The organism is Streptomyces sp. TAA204 (assembly GCF_000424965.1).
Map to the genome: position 1 here is coordinate 1 of NZ_AUKW01000026.1, position 18014 is coordinate 18014.

Here is an 18014-nt window from a genome sequence, read left to right on the forward strand (position 1 = left end):
GGCCGTTGTCGGTGACTTGGAGGAGGAGGCGGTCGCCGGTTCTCCAGACGTCGATGCGGGCGGTGTGGGCGCGGGAGTGTTTGCTGATGTTCTGGAGGAGTTCGGAGACGGTGAAGTAGGTGATGCCTTCGATGGCTTGGGCGGGGCGTCGGTCGAGGTCGACGGTGACGGTGACGTGGGCGGTGCAGCGTGCTGCGAGTGCGGACAGGGCGGGGCCGAGTCCGCGGTCGGTGAGGATGGCGGGGTGGATGCCTCGGGCGAGGTCGCGTAGTTCCTGGAGGGCGAGTTTCACTTCGCCGTGGGCTTCGCCGACCATTCTGGCGGCGGCTTCGGGGTCTTCGAGGAGTTTCTCCTTGGCGAGGCCGAGGTCCATGGCGAGGGCGACGAGGCGGGCCTGTGCGCCGTCGTGGAGGTCGCGTTCGATGCGGCGCAGGTCGGCGGCGGCGGTGTCGGCCACCGAACCACGATCCGACTCCAGCTCGGCGATGCGCCGCTCCAGCTCGTCCGACGGGGAGAGCAGGGTACGCACCAGCGCACGGTCCACATTGGACAGTCCGCGTGCCAGCCACGGCAGCACCGGCCAGCCCACGAAGAGCGCGGGCAGGGTGAGCCCGAAGGTGAACCACCCCCAGGGCAGGCGGATGAAGTGGTACAGCGCGTGCCGCCAGGCCACCGAGTCCTTCAGCTGCGCCCACAGCCAGGAGAGGAAGCCCGGTCTGTGGGGCCGCGCAGCACTGGGCTCGTCGATGCGCACGCGCAGCAGCGCGCGGGCCCGCATGCGCTCGAACCGTCCGAGCTGGCGGCAGCCGAGCAGGGTGACGGCCAGCAGCGGCAGCCCGATCACCGTGACGGACAGCAGAGCGCTGAGGTAGATGCAGACCGCGATGTAGAAGAAGCCCACCATCCCGACCGGCAGATTCGTCAGCAGGTGGGCGATCTCGCGCCAGGTCTGGGCGTCGAGCACGGGGCGGGGCGGGGGCAGCGGTCCGTCCCCGGGCGGGCCGTCCGTGCTCTCGTGGAAGTGTGAGCCGTACCCGTACGGGGTCTCCCCGTGCCCTGAAGGGTGTGCACTGACGGTCATGGGCCAAGACTGCCCCTGCGCGATGGCCGGCGCCATGGGGTACGGAGGACCCGGCGACGTGGGGATAACCCCACCTCGCCGGGTCCGGCGAAGTCGTCCCGCAGCTCCCGCGGCCGGACGTCGGCAGCCGTCTGCCGCCTGCCCTCCCCCGGGGTCTGTCGCCGGCAGGGTGCGCGCATGACGGCGCCCGCGCGTACGGAGGCGTACACGCGGGCGCCGGCGTGAGTCGTTCAGGCTTCCCGGGGCGTCAGCCCAGGTCGGCCGCCGCGGCCTTGATGTCCGCGGCGAAGGTGCTCACCTCGGTGTAGACACCGGGCTTGCCGGGACGGGCGCAGCCCTCGCCCCAGCTGACGATGCCGACCTGGACGAACTCGCCGGCCTCGTCCTTGCGGAACATCGGGCCGCCGGAGTCGCCCTGGCAGCTGTCCATGCCGCCCTCGTCCATGAGGCCGGCGCACAGCTCCTCGTCCTCGACCAGCTCGGCGTAGGCACCCTTGCAGGTGGCGTCGTCGACGAAGGGCACGTTGACCTTGAGCAGGTTCTGCTGCTGCTGGCCGCCCTCGGAGTCGGCACCCCAGCCGGCGACGGTGAACTCGCCCTCGTTGAGGGAGGCGTCCTCGGCGATGGGCAGGGTCGGCTGGTCGATCGGCTCGGCCAGCTTGATCAGGGCCCAGTCCTTGCCGGTGCCGTCGTAGCCGGGCGCCTGCAGGACCTCGGTGGAGTTCACCTCGACCTTGGCGGAGTCCTCGAGGTCGACGACGCCGCCGGTGGCGGTGATGCTGGTGTCCTCGCCGCTGCCGTCCACGCAGTGGGCGGCGGTGAGCACGATGTCCTGGGTGTAGAGGGAGCCGCCGCAGCCCATCGACAGACGGACCATCCAGGGGAACTCACCCTGCTCGGCGGGGGAGCCTCCGACGATCCTGGTGCTGGGCTCGTCGGGCGTCGCGGCCATGGCGGCGCCGGCGGGCTGCAGGCTCATCGCGGCGAGCGTGACGGCGACGCCTGCGACGATTCTTCCGAACAGCTTGCGTCGGTTCTTCTGCACGGTGTCTTCCTCTCGTGGGGGGTTGCGCGCGTAGTCAGGGGCATGACACCCGGACTTCCAAGTTCCCGAGAGAATCCGGGAATTGGTCAGGTCCCCGATAGACGCGTTGTGATTCTCTGCCGCTGCGTGCGGCATGGCAAGAGGCGGTTTCCGGTGGCAAGGGCCCCATAAAGGGGCACTCGCGGCATGAGTTTCGCTCGGCGGTCCTGCCCGGTGAAAGTTCGCGGGTACGCCCTAGACTCCCTCCGTACCGATCGGCGGAAGCGGTCTCCGCGCTCTCCGCCGGGACCGCGCACTTCAAACACAGCGAGTGAGGACGGGCAGACGTGCCGGACTACTTCCACGGCTATTCGGTCGTCGGGCTGGTCGCGGTGGTCGGAGTGCTCTTCGTCGCCGTGGCCTTCGGCGCCGGGCGGCTGCTGAGGCCCGTGGTGCCGACGCAGGAGAAGTTCCTGACGTACGAATGCGGAGTGGACCCCGTCGGAGAGGGCTGGGCCCATACGCAGATCCGCTACTACGTCTACGCCTTTCTCTATGTGATCTTCGCCGTCGACTCGGTCTTCCTCTTCCCGTGGGCGACCGTCTTCGCCGAACCCGGCTTCGGCGGCATCACACTGGTGGAGATGTTCGTCTTCCTCGGCTTCCTCACCGTCGGACTGCTCTACGCATGGAAGAAGGGCGTCCTGGAATGGACGTGACGAACACGACCACAGACCTCCCCACCCCCTCCGTCCCGAAGACGCCCCCGACGCTGGGGCCGCTGGCCAGGCTCGCCCCCGAGCCGATGAAGGTGATCCTCAACTGGGGGCGCCGCTACAGCCTGTGGGTCTTCAACTTCGGACTCGCCTGCTGCGCCATCGAGTTCATCGCGGCCTCCATGGCCCGGCACGACTTCATCCGGCTCGGCGTCATCCCGTTCGCACCGGGACCGCGGCAGGCGGACCTGATGGTCGTGTCCGGCACGGTGACGGACAAGATGGCACCCGCCGTCAAGCGGCTGTACGAGCAGATGCCGGAGCCCAAGTACGTGATCTCCTTCGGCGCCTGCTCCAACTGCGGCGGCCCGTACTGGGATTCGTACTCCGTGACGAAGGGCGTCGACCAGATCATCCCCGTCGACGTGTACGTGCCCGGCTGCCCTCCCCGTCCCGAGGCGCTGCTCCAGGGCGTGCTGAAGCTTCAGGAGAAGATCGCGCGGGAGTCGACGGCCGAGCGGTACACGGCCGGTGCCTCGGGGCGGCCGCCGGCCGCGGCACTCACGGGCGGCCTGGTGGCACCGCCGCAGCCGCAGCCGCCGTCGGAGCCGCAGTCGGGTTCGTCGCCGCAGTCGGACGGGGACGGCAACGGGACGGGTCCGGAGGAGAGCAGCAGGTGAGCAGCTGGTGAGCGAGGCCAACGAGCCCGGTGAGGCAGAGCGTTCCGGCGAGGCGGCGGGGCCCGGAGAGGGCGGCGCCGCCCCCGCGCGTGCGGGCTGGCTGCCGCAGGGGACGGAGACGCTGTTCGGCGAGGGCGCGCGCGCCGAGGAGGCGTACGGGCTGCTGACCGTCGACGTCCCCGCGACGTCGTGGCTTCCCGCGCTGGAGACGGCACGGGACACTCTCGGCTGCCGCTTCTTCGACTGGCTCAGCGCCGTGGACGAACCCGGCACCGGGTTCCAGGTGTGCGCACACGTCGTCGCGGTGCCCACAGGGCCCACGCCGGACGGTGCCGTGCACCGGCTGCTGCTGCGTACGACCGTGCCGCACGAGACGCCCGTACTGCCCACCGCCACCGGCGTCTTCGCGGGTGCGGCCTGGCACGAGCGTGAGACCCACGAGATGTTCGGCGTGGACTTCGCCGGCCACCCCCGTCTGGTGCCGCTGCTGCTGCCCGACACCTTCGAAGGGCACCCGCTGCGCAAGGACTTCGTCCTCGCGGCCCGCGTGGCCAAGGCGTGGCCGGGTGCGAAGGAGCCCGGCGAGTCCGACCACGGCGGCCCCAAACGGCGCCAGATGCTGCCGCCGGGCGTTCCGGACCCGAACGAATGGGGCCCGATGAAGGGCAAGTTGCCGCCCGTACCGTCCCGGCCGTCCCGTGGACGTGCAGGCGGCGCGGCGGGCGCTCGTGCGGCGGGGGAGCGCCCCGCGCGGCGTACGCGCTCCGCGAGCACCGGGTCGGCGAGTCAGCGCGGCGGCGGGTCGGGCGCGGAGACCGCCGAGGACGCGGCGGCGGACGGGAGCCCGGAACAAGCCGGACGAGAAGTGGCCGGACGGGAAGTGGCCGGACGGGAACAGGCCGGGGAAGCACCGTCCTCGCCCCGGGAGCGCCGGGGCCGGACACCCGGCACACCCGCGTCCGACGCGCCGTGGCACGATGCGCGCCCGGCCTCCGGCGAGCGCGACGGCTCCGGCGGCGACAGCGGCGGCAACGTGGGTGACCGCGACGGCGGCGACGACGTGGGCGACCGTGACCGCGACCGCGGCGACGGACGTGACGCCGGCGGAGGCGATGAACGCGGACCGGCGGAGGGTGGCGCCTGATGGATGTGGTCGACGTCCTGTGGAGGCTGCTGGCCGTCCTTCTGGCGTTCCTCGTGCTGCCGCTGCTGGTGGGACAGGCCGAACACAAGGCGATGGCCCACATGCAGGGCCGTGTCGGTCCCATGTACGCGGGCGGCTTCCACGGCTGGGCGCAACTCGTCGCCGACGGTGTGAAGTTCGCCCAGAAGGAAGACATCGTGCCCAGCGGCGCGGACCGGAGGATCTTCCAACTGGCGCCCGCCGTCGCGCTGTTGCCCTATCTCGTGGTGCTGATCGTGATTCCCGTGGGGGACGGCGACATGGTCGGCCAGGTCGTCGACGCGGGCGTCTTCTTCGTGCTCGCCGTGATGGGCGTGGGAGTGCTGGGCTCGCTCATGGGCGGCTGGGCGTCGGCCAACAAGTACTCGCTGCTGGGCGGACTCCGCACCGCCGCACAGCTGATGGCCTACGAACTGCCGATGCTGCTCGCCGCCGCCTCCGTCGCGATGGCTGCCGGCACCGTCTCGCTCCCCGGCATCCTCGACGCCTGGCAGTGGTGGTGGCTGCCCTGGCAGATCATCGGTGGACTGGTCTTCTTCACCGCTGGTCTCGCGGAACTGCAGCGGCCCCCCTTCGACGCCCCCGTCGCCGACTCCGAGATCATCTTCGGCGCCTACACCGAGTACACCGGTCTGCGTTTCGCGCTCTTCCTGCTCGCCGAGTACGCGGGCATCGTCGTGCTCTCCGCGCTGACCGCCGTGCTGTTCCTGGGCGGCTGGCACGGCCCGTTCTCCGACGGGCTGGGCTGGGTGTGGACCCTGCTGAAGACCGCCGCGCTCGCGTTCGTCGTCATCTGGCTGCGGGTGAGCTACCCGCGGCTGCGTGAGGACCAGATCCAGCGGGTGGCCTGGACCGTGCTCGTCCCCCTCGCCCTCCTCCAGATCGCCGTCACCGGCGTCGTCAAGGTGGTGATCCAGTAATGCCCGTGCCCGGCTCCGGACTCGCCAAGGGGCTGGCAGTCACGCTGCGTACGATGACCCGCCGTTCGGTCACCGCGCACTATCCCGACGTGCAGCCCGAACTCCCGCCGCGCAGCCGAGGCGTGATCGGACTCTTCGAGGAGAACTGCACGGTCTGCATGCTGTGCGCCCGCGAGTGCCCCGACTGGTGCATCTACATCGACTCGCACAAGGAGACGATGCCCGCTGCCGCGCCGGGCGGCCGCGAGCGCAGCCGCAACGTCCTGGACCGCTTCGCCATCGACTTCGCCCTGTGCATGTACTGCGGCATCTGCATCGACGTCTGCCCGTTCGACGCGCTGTTCTGGTCACCGGAGTTCGAGTACGCCGAGACCGACATCCGGGAGCTCACCCACGAGCGGGACAAGCTCAGGGACTGGATGTGGACGGTGCCCGAGCCGCCGGCGCTCGACCCGGCGGCCGAGGAGCCCAAGGAGCTGGCCGCGGCCCGCAAGTCGGCGGACAAACTCGCAGCCGCCGAGCGGGCGGAGGCGGCGGAGACGGTGGAAACGGCGGGGACGGTGGAAACGGCGGAGACGGAGCAGGCGCAGCCCGGCGGGTCCGGTCCGTCCGACGGGTCCGGTCCGTCCGGCGGGTCCGGCCGTTCCGGCCCCGGCGAGCGGGAGGGCGACGCGTGAACCTCGCCGCAGCCGCCCACCCCGGCTTCCTCTCCCCGACCGGCGTCGAGATCGTCTTCGTCCTGGTCGGACTGGCCACTCTCGGCGCCGCGATCGTCACCGTCACCACGAAACAGCTCGTCCACGCGGCGCTGTGGCTGGTGGCGGCGCTGGGCGGCGTCGCGGTCGAATACCTGCTGCTGACCGCGGAGTTCATCGCCTGGGTGCAGGTCCTCATCTACGTGGGCTCGGTCGTCGTGCTCCTGCTCTTCGGGCTGATGCTCACCAGGGCGCCGATAGGCCGCTCCCCGGACGCCGACTCCGGCAACCGCCCGGTCGCGCTCGCGGTCGCCCTGGTCTCCGCGGCCACTCTCGTCACGCTCGTCGTCGACGCCTTCCGCACGACCTGGATCGACCTCGGCACCTCCGCGGAAGCCTCCGCCCAGGGCTCGACGAGAGTCACCGGGGAAGCGCTCTTCCGCGCCTGGGTCCTGCCGTTCGAGGCGCTGTCCGTGCTGCTTCTCGCGGCGCTCGTCGGCGCGATCGTGCTCTCCCGGCGCGGCAACGGCGGAACGAAGGAGGAGCAGCGCTGATGCATCTCGCCTACCCGGCCGTACTCGCCGCGCTCCTGTTCTGCACGGGCCTCTACGGCGTCCTCGCGCGCCGCAACGCCATCCTGATGCTGATGTCGGTCGAGCTGATGCTCAACGCGGTCAACCTCAACCTCGTCGCCTTCGACGTATGGCTGCGGGAGACCCTGCACACCGGCCAGGCGCTCGCCCTGTTCACCATCGCCGTCGCCGCCGCAGAGATCGGCATCGGTCTCGCCATCGTGCTGCTCGTCTACCGCAACCGCGGCAGTTCCGGCATCGACGGGCTGCGGGACCTCGCCGAGAGACCTGCCGGGGATGCGGAAGCAGCAGGCGCGCCGGACGACGGAACCGGCGGCACGGCAAGTGTGAAGCCCACCACCGACAGCGGGAGGCAGACCGCGTGAGCACCACGACCCTCGCCGCTCTCGTCCCGCTGCTGCCCTTCCTCGGCGCCGTCGCCGGTCTCCTGCTCGGACGCCGCGCACCCGGCTTCGTCCAGCCCCTGGCCGTACTGCCCACGCTGCTCGCGACGGTGCTCGCCGTCATCGTGGCCGTGCGGCAGTCGGGCGGCGCACCGCTGAAGGCGGCCACCGAACTCGCCCCCACCGGCGATGCCGCCCTGCCCGTCGAACTCGCCCTGCACCTGGACGGGTTCGCCGTCCTCGTCGCCGTCCTCGTCGGTGTCGTCGCCTCCTGCGTGCAGCTGTACTCCACCGGCTATCTCCGCGACGACCCGCGCTACGCGAGCTACGCCGCCTTCGTCTCCCTCTTCACCGCCGCCATGCTGCTCGTCGTCTACGCGGACGACCTCATCGTGCTGCTCGTCGGCTGGGAGATCATGGGCATCTGCTCGTACTTCCTCGTCGGGCACTACTGGGAGACCCAGGCCGCTCGCGCCGCGTCGCTGAAGGCGTTCCTGATCACCAAGCTCGGTGACGTGCCCTTCCTGATCGGCATCCTCGTGCTCGCCACCGAGGCCGGCACTTTCCGCATCAGCACCATCACCGGCAAACTCACCTCGCAGCTCGCCGAGTTCGAGCTGAGCCACCCCACCGTGATCGCGCTGCTGCTGCTCGCCGGAGTGGCCGGGAAGTCCGCGCAGTTCCCGCTGCACACCTGGCTGCCCGACGCGATGGCAGGGCCCACGCCGGTCTCCGCGCTGATCCACGCCGCCACGATGGTCGCCGCGGGCGTCTACTTCGTCGCCCGGCTGCTGCCCGTCTTCACCGCCTCCACCGCCGCGCTCGTCGTGCTGGCCCTCATGGCGGCGGTCACCATCGTCGGATCGGGGCTCTCCGCGCTCGCCCAGGACGACATCAAACGCGTGCTCGCCTACTCCACCATCGGTCAACTGGCCTACATGGCAGGCGCCCTGGCCGTAGCCGACCGAGGGGCGGCCGTCTTCCACCTGCTCGTGCACGGAGCCTTCAAGGCCCTGCTCTTCCTCGCCGCCGGCGTCGTCATCCACGCCGCCGGCACGAACTCGCTCGCGGCGATGTCCCGCATGGGCGGCCTCACCAGGATCGCGCCCGACGCCTACTGGACGATGACGGTCGGTCTGCTCGCCCTCGCCGCCCTCCCGCCCTTCAGCGGCTTCTTCTCCAAGGAGGCGGTGCTCGGCGCCGCGGAGCACGCGGCGTTCGGCGACACGCACGCCGCCGGCGTCCCGCCCGCGGCAGGCTGGATCGTCCTCGTGGCGGGCATGCTGGGCGCGCTGCTGACCGCCGCGTACGCGACCCGGCTGTGGCTCCTCGCCTTCCGCGGCGAGGGCCCGCGCACGTCCGCCGAGGAGCACGGGCGCGAACCGCTCCTGATGAACCTCGTGCTGTGGCTGCTCGCCGTGCCCTCCCTCGGACTCGGGCTCGCCTACGGCGTACTGCCCGACTGGTTCGGCGGCGGCTCCCTCGCCCCCACCCTCGCCACATCCGTACTCGCCACCGGTGTCGCCCTCGTCGGCGTGCTGGTCACCTACGGCGCGTGGCGGCACACCACCTCCCCGGCAGCCTCCCGCGCGCCGATGGGCGCCGTCGCCGCACACCCCGGCGGTGACCCCGCGCTCTCCGAGGCCGAGGCCATCGCCACGCACGAACCCGCCTACGGCGACATCGCCGAGGCCCGCGACCCGGCGGACCCCTCCCGGCTGCTTCTGGGCCGGCTGCACGGCACCGCCGCGCACGGCTTCCGTCTGGACGCCGTCAACACCGCCCTGTTCGTACGCCCGACGCAGGCCGCCGGGCGCCTCGCCCGCTTCCTCGACAGAACCGTCGTCGACACCTACGTACGCGGCGCGGGCCTCGGCCCCCGCCTCCTGGGCTCGCTCGTACGGCGGACGCAGACCGGCAACGCGCAGACGTACCTCAGCGCGCTGGCCGTGGGCTCCCTGGTGCTCGCCGTGGCCGTCGTACTCGTCGCCGCAGCAGCCGGAGGGGCCCGACCGTGATCAACGTCAGCAACACCGTCATGCAGGCGCTCCTCGTCGCCGTCGTCCTCCTCCCGCTCGCCGGGGCCGCGGCCGCCGTACTGCCGCCGCCCCCCGGGCTCAAGGGACGCGACCCCGGGCAGGCGGTGCTGCGGCACGGCGTCACCGTCACCGGCGCCGTGCTCGCCGCATCCGTCGTGCTCGCCCTCGGCTTCGACACGGACCGGCCGGGCACCATGCAGGCAGAGTCGGACGTCGCCTGGATCGCCTCCCTCGGTATCCGACTCCATCTCGGGATCGACGGCGTCTCCCTGCCGCTGCTCGTACTGACCGCCCTGCTCACCTTCCTCTGCGCGCTGCACAGCTACGGCGCCGGCGCCGGGCCGTCCGCGCAGTCCGCGCCCCAGGCCGACCGCGCTCCGCAGGGCGGGCCGCCCGCGCGCCGGGCAGGCGGCCCGCAGGCGTTCGTCGCCCTCATCCTCCTGCTGGAGGCCGGCACGCTCGCCACCTTCGCCGCGCTCGATCTCGTCCTGTTCTTCCTGGCGTTCGAGACGGTGCTCGTCCCGATGTACTTCCTCATCGCCCGCTGGGGCGGCGCGGAACGCGGGCCCGCCGCCTGGAAGTTCATCCTCTACACACTGCTCGGCTCCGTCGTGATGCTGCTCGGCCTCCTGCTGCTCGGCTTCAAGGGCGGCACGTTCGACATGGTGGCACTCGCCGCCGACAGCCACCCGGGCCTGACCCGCACCACCCAGATCCTCGCCGTGCTCGCCGTCGGCGCCGGACTCGCCGTGAAGACCCCGATGTGGCCGCTGCACAGCTGGCTCCCCGACGCCCACACCGCGGCACCGACGGTCGGCTCCGTGCTGCTGGCCGGCGTCCTGCTGAAGATGGGCACCTACGGCTTCGTCCGCATCCTGCTCCCCGTCGCACCCGAGGGCATGCGGACCTTCGCCCCCTACCTGGCGGCCTTCGCCGTCGTCGGCATCGTCTACGGGTCCCTGGTCTGCCTCGCCCTCGCACGCCGCGGCGCGAAGGGCGACCTCAAGCGGCTCATCGCCTACTCCTCCGTCGGCCACATGGGGTTCGTGCTGCTCGGCATCGCGACGATGACGCCGGCCGGCGTCAACGGCGCGCTCTTCGCGAACGTCGCGCACGGCCTCATCACCGGGCTGCTCTTCTTCCTCGTCGGTGCCCTCAAGGACCGCGCCGGCACCAGCGACCTCGACACCCTCGCGGGTGACACGGGCGGTGCCCTGTACGGCAACGCGCCCCGCTTCGGCGGGCTGCTCGCCTTCGGCGCCGTCGCTTCGCTGGGCCTGCCCGGACTCGCCGGCTTCTGGGGCGAGATGCTCGCCCTGCTCGGCGCGCTGAACCCCGGGGAAGGACTCAGCCGGCCCGCCTTCGTCACCTTCATGGCCGTCGGCGGCCTCGGCACCCTGCTGACCGCCGCCTACATGCTCATCGTCGTACGCCGCGTGTGCATGGGCGACCCGCGCGAGGAGGCGGGAAGGGACGACGAGAGCCGCGAGCGCCGGGAGCTGGGGCAGGAGCCCGCTGAGCAGACAGGGCCCGACCGGGCGCGCCCGGTGACCGCGCGCCTCGCCGACGTCCGCGGCTTCGAGTACGCGGCCTGGACGCCCCTCGTCCTCCTCACCGTCGCCGCCGGGCTGTGGCCCGCCCTCCTCCTCGGCCTCACCGATCCCGCCGTGCAGAACCTCCTGCCAGGAGTGACCCGATGACCGTCCTCGCCCAGGGGGCAGAGCAGTCCGTACAGTCCGTCGACTGGCTGGCCGTCTCGCCGCCCACCATCGCGGCCGTGGCGGGACTGGCCGTCCTCGTCGCCGACCTCTTCCTCCCCGAGCGCGGCAAGCGGCTGCTCGGGCCGGCCGCCGCCGCCGGGCTGCTGCTGGCCGCGCTTCCCCTGCTGTTCCTGCGCACCCGCGACCTGGAGACCTTCTGCCTGCCCGGCACGGAAGGCGCGTGCAGCTACTCGGCGGACACGCTCGCGCTCGTCCTGCAGTTCCTCGTGCTGGGCGCGGCTTTCGTCACCGTGCTCATCTCGATGCCGGTGGTGCGCGACCTGGAGCTGCCCGCCGGCGAGTACTGGTTCCTGCTGCTGTCCGCCACCGCCGGAGCCGCGCTCGTACCCGCATCCCGCGACCTGGTCACCCTCGTCATCGCCCTGGAGGTCGCCTCCCTGCCCGCCTTCGCCCTCGTCGGGCTGCGGCGCGGCAGCAGACTCTCGGCCGAGGCCGCCCTGAAGTTCTTCCTCTCCTCCGTCACCGCGACCGCCGTGACACTCCTCGGGGCGAGCTTCCTCTACGCCGTCACCGGCACCCTCCACTTCGACGGGATCAGCGACGGCCTCACCGGCACCGACCCGCAGCTGGACGCCCTGGGCACCGCCGGCATCGCACTCACCCTCGTCGGGTTCGCCTTCAAGGCCTCCGCCGTCCCCTTCCACTTCTGGGTCCCCGACACCTATGTGGGCGCGCCCGTGCCGGTCGCCGCCTTCCTCTCCGTCGTCGGCAAGGCGGCCGGCCTCTCCGGCCTCGTGCTGCTCCTCCTCCAGGCCTTCTCCTCCCGCGCGGAGCTCTGGGGCCCGGCCCTGGCCGTACTGGCGGCCGTGACCATGACCGCCGGCAACGCCGCCGCGCTGCGACAGCGCACCGACACCGCACACAGCGCCGTACGCCTGCTCGCCTGGTCCTCCGTCGGACAGGCCGGATACCTGCTGGTGCCGCTCGCCGCCGCCGCACCGGACGCCGGACCGAACCCGGGGCAGGCGCTCTCCGCGGCCGGTGCCGCGGTCGCCTATCTGCTGATGTACGCGGCGGTCAACCTCGGAGCCTTCGCCGTCGTCGCCCACGTCGGCCGCACCAGCGCCGCCAACCGGCTGGAGGACCACCGCGGCCTCTATGCCGCGCACCCCCTGGCCGCGCTCGCCCTCGGCTTCTTCCTGCTGTGCCTGGCCGGACTGCCGCCGGGTGTCATCGGCCTCTTCGCGAAGGTCGCCGTCTTCTCCACGGCAGTGGAGAACGGGCTGGGCTGGCTCGCCGTCGTCATGGCCCTCAATGTGGTGATCGCGCTCTACTACTACCTGCGGTGGACCGCGCTGGTCTTCCGTACGGGCTCCCCGCAGGCGGCGGAGACCGCCCAGGCGGGTACGGCCGGCACGGCCGGCGCGGCGGACACGGCCGGCACGGCGGGGAGCTCGGAGGCGGCGACCTCGACGTCGACGGTGACGGCCGCGGTGACGTCGGCGGTGACGGCTGCGGCGGGCGAGGAGCGGCCGCGCCCCCGGATCGCCGCCCCCCTGGCCGTCGCCATCGCCCTGACCGCCGCCGCCGGGATCGCGCTCTCCCTCTACCCGGACGCGGTGCTCACCTTCGCCGCAGAGGGCCTGCGGTAGCGGCAGCCGGCCCCGCGCCGCACGGGCCCGCGTGCCCGTCCCCCGGGCGGCCCGTGGGCCGCTTCACACCGCGCGCCGGCGGGGAACTGTTGTCCTGCTACTCGCGTTGACCAGGCGAGAGGGTCCACCGGACCGTTGCGTGACCACCCCGGCTCAGGGTTCCCCTGCTGCACCACTGGAGGGCGTACTGTGCACCGGCACAACGGGCTGCGGACAGCTCTGCTCCTGGGGGGACTCTCCGCCGTCATCCTCGTCGTCGGCGGCTTCTTCGGGCGTACGGGACTGCTGCTCGCCCTCCTCGTGGCGCTGGGCACCAACGGCTACGCGTACTGGAGGAGCGACAAGATCGCTCTGCGCGCCATGCGGGCCCGTCCCGTCAGCGAGTTCGAGGCCCCTGAGCTGTACCGCATGGTCCGCGAACTCTCCACGGCCGCGCGGCAGCCGATGCCGAGGCTGTACATCTCACCGACCCAGGCTCCGAACGCCTTCGCCACCGGCCGCAACCCGCGTCACGCCGCCGTCTGCTGCACCGACGGCATACTGCGCCTCCTCGACGAGCGTGAGCTGCGCGGTGTCATCGGCCACGAACTCAGCCACGTCTACAACCGCGACATCCTCATCTCCTCCGTCGCGGGGGCCCTCGCCTCCGTGGTGATGTTCCTCGTCAACTTCGCCTGGCTGATCCCCTTCGGGCGCGGCGACGACGACGACGGACCGGGGCTCGTCGGAATGCTGCTGATCATGATCCTGGGTCCGCTGGCGGCCACCGTCATCCACCTCGCCGTCTCCCGCTCCCGGGAGTACGAGGCGGACGCGTCCGGCGCGCAGCTCACCGGCGACCCCCTCGCCCTTGCCTCGGCGCTGCGCAAACTGGAGGCGGGCACACAGCAGTTGCCGCTGCCTCCCGAACCGAGGCTGGAGACCGCGAGCCACCTGATGATCGCCAACCCGTTCCGGCGGGGCGAGGGCATGTCCAGGCTGTTCTCCACCCACCCGCCGATGGCTCAGCGGGTGGCCAGGCTGGAGCGTCTGGCAGGAAGACGCCAGTGACGGCCACGAGGAGCGCCCGTCGGTCCGACCGGCCCCGCCGACCCCGCCGACGCCGCACGGGCGCGCACGGCGGGGTCTTCGAAGGCCGTGGGCCGGTCAGCGGTAGTTGACGAACTGAAGCGGGAAGTCGAAGTCCTTGCCCTTCAACAGCGTGATGATCTCCTGCAGATGGTCGCGGCTCTTGGACGAGACGCGCAGTTCGTCGCCCTGCACCTGGGCCTTGACCCCCTTGGGGCCCTCGTCCCGGATGACCTTCGCGATCTTCTTCGCGTCGTCCTGAGCGATGCCCTCCTTCAGCGACGCGGAGATCTTGTACTCCTTGCCGGACGACTGAGGTTCGCCCGTGTCCAGAGCCTTCAGGGAGATCCCGCGCTTGACCAGCTTTGACTGGAAGATGTCGAGGACGGCCTTCACCCGCTCCTCGGCATTGGCCCGCATCTCGATCCGCTCGCCCGACCACGCGATCGAGGCGTCCACCCCGCGGAAGTCGTAGCGCTGTGAGATCTCCTTGGCGGCCTGGTTGAGGGCGTTGTCGACCTCCTGCCGCTCGACCTTCGAGACGATGTCGAAACTGGAGTCGGCCATGGTGAGTTGGCTCCTCGCAAATAGATCCGTCAGAGACGCGGCCCGCCGTGCGAACCGCCGGGTCAGCCTAGCCACTGAGCACCGCCGGCACCCCTGATCAACCGGGTGGCGGACCACCCCCCGCCATCGGGTATGGTTTACACCGTTGCCGCGGAGCACCGCTTCAGGGCGGGCCGGGCAGCGATCCCAGGCGGTGTGCCCGAGCGGCCAAAGGGAGCAGACTGTAAATCTGCCGGCTCAGCCTTCCTAGGTTCGAATCCTAGCGCCGCCACAGACGAGGACCGGCCTCTGACCAGCAACACGGGTCAGAGGCCGGTCCCTTCTGCTGTCACTGCGAGACACCGCAGCTCCCCGCCGTTCCCCGTCCCGATCCGGCACGTGAATGGCACATCTGCGGAGTCCCATTCCCCTCCGGCACTCCGCACGGTCGGCTCTGTCGCCCGCCCCGCGGGTGACTGAAAGAAGAAGGGCCGCACGTAATTCCGTTGCGGCGTCGCCGCGGCAACCCGACTGTGCCCTGAGAGCCACGAGCCCGGTGTGGCCGGCCGTCGCGTCACCGAAGAGGGGTCATGTCAGCTGTCGTCGTTGTCGGTGCGGGTGTCGTCGGATCTTCGGTCGCTTACCACCTGGCACGCCGGGGAGTAGCTGTGACCTTGCTCGACCAGGGGCCATCACCCGCCACGGGGGTGACAGGTGACTCCTTCGCCTGGATCGGGAACGCGGGAGGTGACTGGCCGGGCGGAGCACGGGACCTGCGCGAATTCGTCCTCACGGACTTCCGGCGGCTGGAGGCCGAGCTGTCGGAGGTCACGGTGCGCTGGACCGGGTCTCTGACCTGGACCGACGCTCCGCGGGATGTACGGCCGGGGCCTGGCCGGCACGTGATCGGGCGACGCGATGTCGCAGCGCTGGAGCCTCACCTGCGAACCCCTCCCGAACAGGCCGTTCACACCCCCGGCGACGCAGGCGTCGACCCGGCGGCGATGACCGAGGCACTGGTGAACGCCGCCTGTGCGCACGGGGCGGAAGTGGTCTACGGAGCTGCGGTGACGTCCCTCAGGATGGCGGGCTCACTCGCCGTGGGAGCACTGTCGGCGGTCGGTTTTCACCCTGCCGAGACAGTCGTACTCGCCGCCGGAACCAACGTCACCAAGCTCTCCGAGCCGCTGCAAGTCGATCTTCCCGTAGCCGCTTCCCCGGCCTGCCTGATGCGTCTCACCGCGCCACCCGGCCTGGTCAACACCATTGTGGCCTGCCCGGAGTTCGAGGTCCGTGAGGTTCGCGACGGCCACCTCCTGCTGACAGTGCCATACGCCGGGGGCGAGCCGGCGGCCTCGCTGGAGCAGGTTCAACAGCGCGTGCTACGGCGTCTGCGAGCGGCCTTCACCGGCGGTGACGCCTGTCTCCCCTTGGGCTGTCGCATCGGCAGACGTCCCATGCCCGCGCACGGACCGATCGTGGGATACGCCGCTCAGGACCGGTCCGTCTACGTCGCTGTCATGCACTCGGCCATCACCCTGGCACCGACGGTCGGCCGTCTGGTCGCGGACGAACTCGTCAGCGGGAAGCCGTCTGCCGAACTGCGGCGCTGTCGCCCGCAAGGTCTTCCCCGGCAGGGAAACGCCTGAGGAGATGACGGACGGACGGGACCGGTGCACGGATACGTGAGCCGGGATTTCATGGAGCGAAGGGCACCCCTCGTGCGGGGAGGGGTGCCAGCCTGCGATCGCGTGTCCGGGTCGGTGCCGGCGGACCTGGAGCAGGCCCGCCGGCACCGCGGGTGCCGACCGGGTCCGAGCCGTCCTCAGACGCAGATTCCGTTCGGGTCATCCTTGGGGCACACGTTCCCCGTCCAGGTGTTGGCCGTGCCGGCGGTGCCGCCGCCGCTGGTGTCGTCGTTGGCGTCCCATACGCTGCTGCCTGTGGCGACGTTGCCGCTGAACACCAGCGGGACGGCCGGTGTCACCGACGAATTCACCTGAATTCCGTTGTTGCTGCTTCTCTGGGCGATGTTGCCGGAGAACGTGCCGGAGTCCAGTCCGCTGATGCTCACGCCATTGGTGCGGGAGTTGATCACATTCCCCCTGACGTTCAGATTGGTGCTGGGCTCCAGCGAGCCGAATTGTGCTGTCACATTGATCCCGGTGCCGGCGCCGCCGGTGATGGTATTTCCCTGGATCCTCGCCTGATCGGTGTTCGAGTCGATGAGCATTGCGCTGCCGGCGGGAAGTGCGGAGTTCTTCGTGATCTGGTTCGTGGTCACCCTGGGGGCGTCGGCATTGATCAGCACGAGGAATGTGGAGCTGTCCACGCTTGCGTTGCCGGTGATGCTCAGCTCTTCCGCGGGGTCGCTGCCGTCCAGGACTCCCTGGGTGTTGACATCAGCGTTGACGTGGCCGCTGAAGCGGTTCTGGGTGATCGAAGTGAAGTTGGTGCCCTGGCCGCCGCCCAGGAAGACGCCGGTTCCACCTTGCGGCAGGCTGTTGTTGTTGTCCACCAGCCGATTCTGGCGAATCACTGACGGACTGGAAATCGTGCCGGGGGAACGGAAGTTGATGCCGATCCGGTTGCCGGTGATGATGTTGTTGACGATCGTGAAGCCGCTGCCTCCCGTCAGCGTGTCGATCCCGTCGGCAGTGGAGTCGCGGACCGTGAAGCCGTCGATGGTGACGTCGTTCACTCCGCCGGTGACGGTGAAGCCGGTGGACCCGGCCGGGGGCTGGACGATGGACTCCTGTGCGGGATTCGTGCGGCCGACGCGTGCGTCGACACCCGCTCGCGCTCCGCGGAAGAGCAACGACTTGTTCACGGTCACTGCTTCGTTGTACGTGCCGGCGCAGACGCGGATGGTGTCCCCGGCCGAAGCGGCGTCGACCGCGGCTTGAATGGTCGCGTGCTGGGGGTTCGGACACGATGCGCTCGGGGTTCCCACGACGATCACCGCCAGCGCTGCGGCCGGTGACGATACGGCGAGACCGGTCGCCCACAGGAGGACGGCCATGCCGGTACTGAGGAGCGACTTGACGATGGATCTGGTAGAGGCCATTCTTTCGTCTCCCTCGTAGAATCTGACCCTGTTCGCGCCGCCCCTGCTGCCCGCCTGCCGCCGATCCGCCGGATGGAGAAGGGCGCCGAAGCGCACTTCTCAGGGCCGGTGAGCGCCGATGGGGGGCAGTCGAAGAGGAACGAGTCCCTCAAGTAATGCGGTGACTGAACAGCGGGAACAAGACTCGGAAGGAGTAACCCCCCGAACGATGGAGCGCGCGGAACGGGGAAAGTAGACACGCGCACAATGTGAGGGGTGAATGCGCCCTCCGCGCCCGCGTGAGAACCGGCGCGTCGCCGAACCGTCCGTCTTCTCCGACGGTTCGGCACAACAGTCTCCGGACGTCACTCACGGCCCGGCAACACGCGTCGGGGGCCTGGTTCCATTGCCATCGCTGAAGAACCCGACGAGGCCGGGACGGGACAACCGGGCGGGACAAGAAGCCCTTTCATCCAGCCCGTCGAATGGTCCGGCCCGCCAAGGAACCGTCCAGTGGCACGGTGAAGTGCCTGACACCTTCCCGCGGCGCTCCGCCGTCCGGTGTCCGCCGCGGCAAGGTTCGGAAATCATCGCCCGGTCACCGGCATTCGGCCGGGCTGTCCCGGACCACCCGTGGGCTTCCCGTTGCCGGCGCCGGGTGGAGCAC

Annotated in this window: 16 protein-coding genes and 1 tRNA gene; 13 read left to right on the top strand and 4 right to left on the bottom strand. The window is 70.8% G+C overall.

Annotated features, from left to right (window positions below; translation table 11 throughout):
• Together H343_RS32615 and H343_RS0124070 are read right to left on the bottom strand one after the other, a co-directional pair.
• The coding region (locus H343_RS32615; RefSeq protein ID WP_078506077.1) for a sensor histidine kinase at positions 1–1081 on the bottom strand (1081 nt) is incomplete at its 3' end.
• A gap of 247 nt (positions 1082–1328) precedes the next feature.
• Positions 1329–2060, bottom strand: a complete 732-nt coding sequence (locus H343_RS0124070) for a serine protease (protein ID WP_078506082.1) — start codon at positions 2058–2060, stop codon at positions 1329–1331.
• Between the two features lie 392 nt (positions 2061–2452).
• Between H343_RS0124070 and H343_RS0124075 the strand changes: the two genes are divergently transcribed.
• The 11 genes from H343_RS0124075 (at position 2453) to htpX (ending at position 13737) form a co-directional block, all read left to right on the top strand.
• A complete protein-coding gene (locus H343_RS0124075; protein ID WP_028433212.1) occupies positions 2453–2824 on the top strand; it encodes an NADH-quinone oxidoreductase subunit A in 372 nt (123 codons plus the stop codon).
• Positions 2815–3501: a NuoB/complex I 20 kDa subunit family protein gene (locus tag H343_RS32620; RefSeq protein WP_051265961.1), complete on the top strand. Its 687-nt coding sequence runs from the start codon at positions 2815–2817 to the stop codon at positions 3499–3501. The genes H343_RS0124075 and H343_RS32620 overlap by 10 nt, the downstream gene beginning before the upstream one ends.
• A 7-nt stretch (positions 3502–3508) precedes the next feature.
• Entirely contained in the window at positions 3509–4645 is a 1137-nt protein-coding gene (locus H343_RS34520) for an NADH-quinone oxidoreductase subunit C (protein WP_078506078.1), read from the top strand.
• Complete coding sequence (locus tag H343_RS0124090; protein ID WP_028433213.1) at positions 4642–5604, top strand: complex I subunit 1 family protein; 963 nt, start codon at positions 4642–4644, stop codon at positions 5602–5604. Before H343_RS34520 ends, H343_RS0124090 begins: the two co-directional genes overlap by 4 nt.
• The gene (locus H343_RS32630; RefSeq protein ID WP_037904964.1) at positions 5604–6281 is read left to right on the top strand and encodes a NuoI/complex I 23 kDa subunit family protein; all 678 of its coding nucleotides are present in this window, start codon (positions 5604–5606) and stop codon (positions 6279–6281) included. Before H343_RS0124090 ends, H343_RS32630 begins: the two co-directional genes overlap by 1 nt.
• The gene (locus H343_RS0124100) at positions 6278–6853 is read left to right on the top strand and encodes an NADH-quinone oxidoreductase subunit J (RefSeq protein ID WP_028433214.1); all 576 of its coding nucleotides are present in this window, start codon (positions 6278–6280) and stop codon (positions 6851–6853) included. Before H343_RS32630 ends, H343_RS0124100 begins: the two co-directional genes overlap by 4 nt.
• Entirely contained in the window at positions 6853–7257 is a 405-nt protein-coding gene (gene nuoK / locus H343_RS0124105; RefSeq protein ID WP_028433215.1) for an NADH-quinone oxidoreductase subunit NuoK, read from the top strand. The genes H343_RS0124100 and nuoK overlap by 1 nt, the downstream gene beginning before the upstream one ends.
• A complete protein-coding gene (locus H343_RS0124110) occupies positions 7254–9293 on the top strand; it encodes an NADH-quinone oxidoreductase subunit L (RefSeq protein WP_028433216.1) in 2040 nt (679 codons plus the stop codon). Before nuoK ends, H343_RS0124110 begins: the two co-directional genes overlap by 4 nt.
• A gap of 20 nt (positions 9294–9313) precedes the next feature.
• A complete protein-coding gene (locus tag H343_RS0124115; RefSeq protein WP_199778989.1) occupies positions 9314–11014 on the top strand; it encodes an NADH-quinone oxidoreductase subunit M in 1701 nt (566 codons plus the stop codon).
• Positions 11011–12687: an NADH-quinone oxidoreductase subunit N gene (locus H343_RS0124120; protein ID WP_028433218.1), complete on the top strand. Its 1677-nt coding sequence runs from the start codon at positions 11011–11013 to the stop codon at positions 12685–12687. The genes H343_RS0124115 and H343_RS0124120 overlap by 4 nt, the downstream gene beginning before the upstream one ends.
• 189 nt (positions 12688–12876) lie before the next feature.
• Positions 12877–13737 carry a zinc metalloprotease HtpX gene (gene htpX / locus H343_RS0124125; RefSeq protein WP_028433219.1) on the top strand — a complete coding sequence of 287 codons (861 nt, stop codon included), beginning with the start codon at positions 12877–12879 and terminating at the stop codon, positions 13735–13737.
• Between the two features lie 96 nt (positions 13738–13833).
• Here the strand turns inward: htpX and H343_RS0124130 are convergent, their stop codons facing one another.
• On the bottom strand, positions 13834–14322 hold the full coding sequence (locus tag H343_RS0124130; RefSeq protein WP_028433220.1) for a YajQ family cyclic di-GMP-binding protein: 489 nt from the start codon (positions 14320–14322) through the stop codon (positions 13834–13836).
• A 189-nt stretch (positions 14323–14511) separates the two neighbouring features.
• On the opposite strand from H343_RS0124130, the gene H343_RS0124135 reads away from it, so the two are divergent.
• Both H343_RS0124135 and H343_RS0124140 read left to right on the top strand, forming a co-directional pair.
• Positions 14512–14593, top strand: a tRNA-Tyr gene (locus tag H343_RS0124135).
• Between the two features lie 298 nt (positions 14594–14891).
• On the top strand, positions 14892–15950 hold the full coding sequence (locus H343_RS0124140) for an FAD-dependent oxidoreductase (protein WP_028433221.1): 1059 nt from the start codon (positions 14892–14894) through the stop codon (positions 15948–15950).
• A gap of 176 nt (positions 15951–16126) precedes the next feature.
• Here the strand turns inward: H343_RS0124140 and H343_RS0124145 are convergent, their stop codons facing one another.
• Positions 16127–17323, bottom strand: a complete 1197-nt coding sequence (locus H343_RS0124145) for a right-handed parallel beta-helix repeat-containing protein (RefSeq protein WP_158679610.1) — start codon at positions 17321–17323, stop codon at positions 16127–16129.
• Positions 17324–18014: the final 691 nt, after the last annotated feature.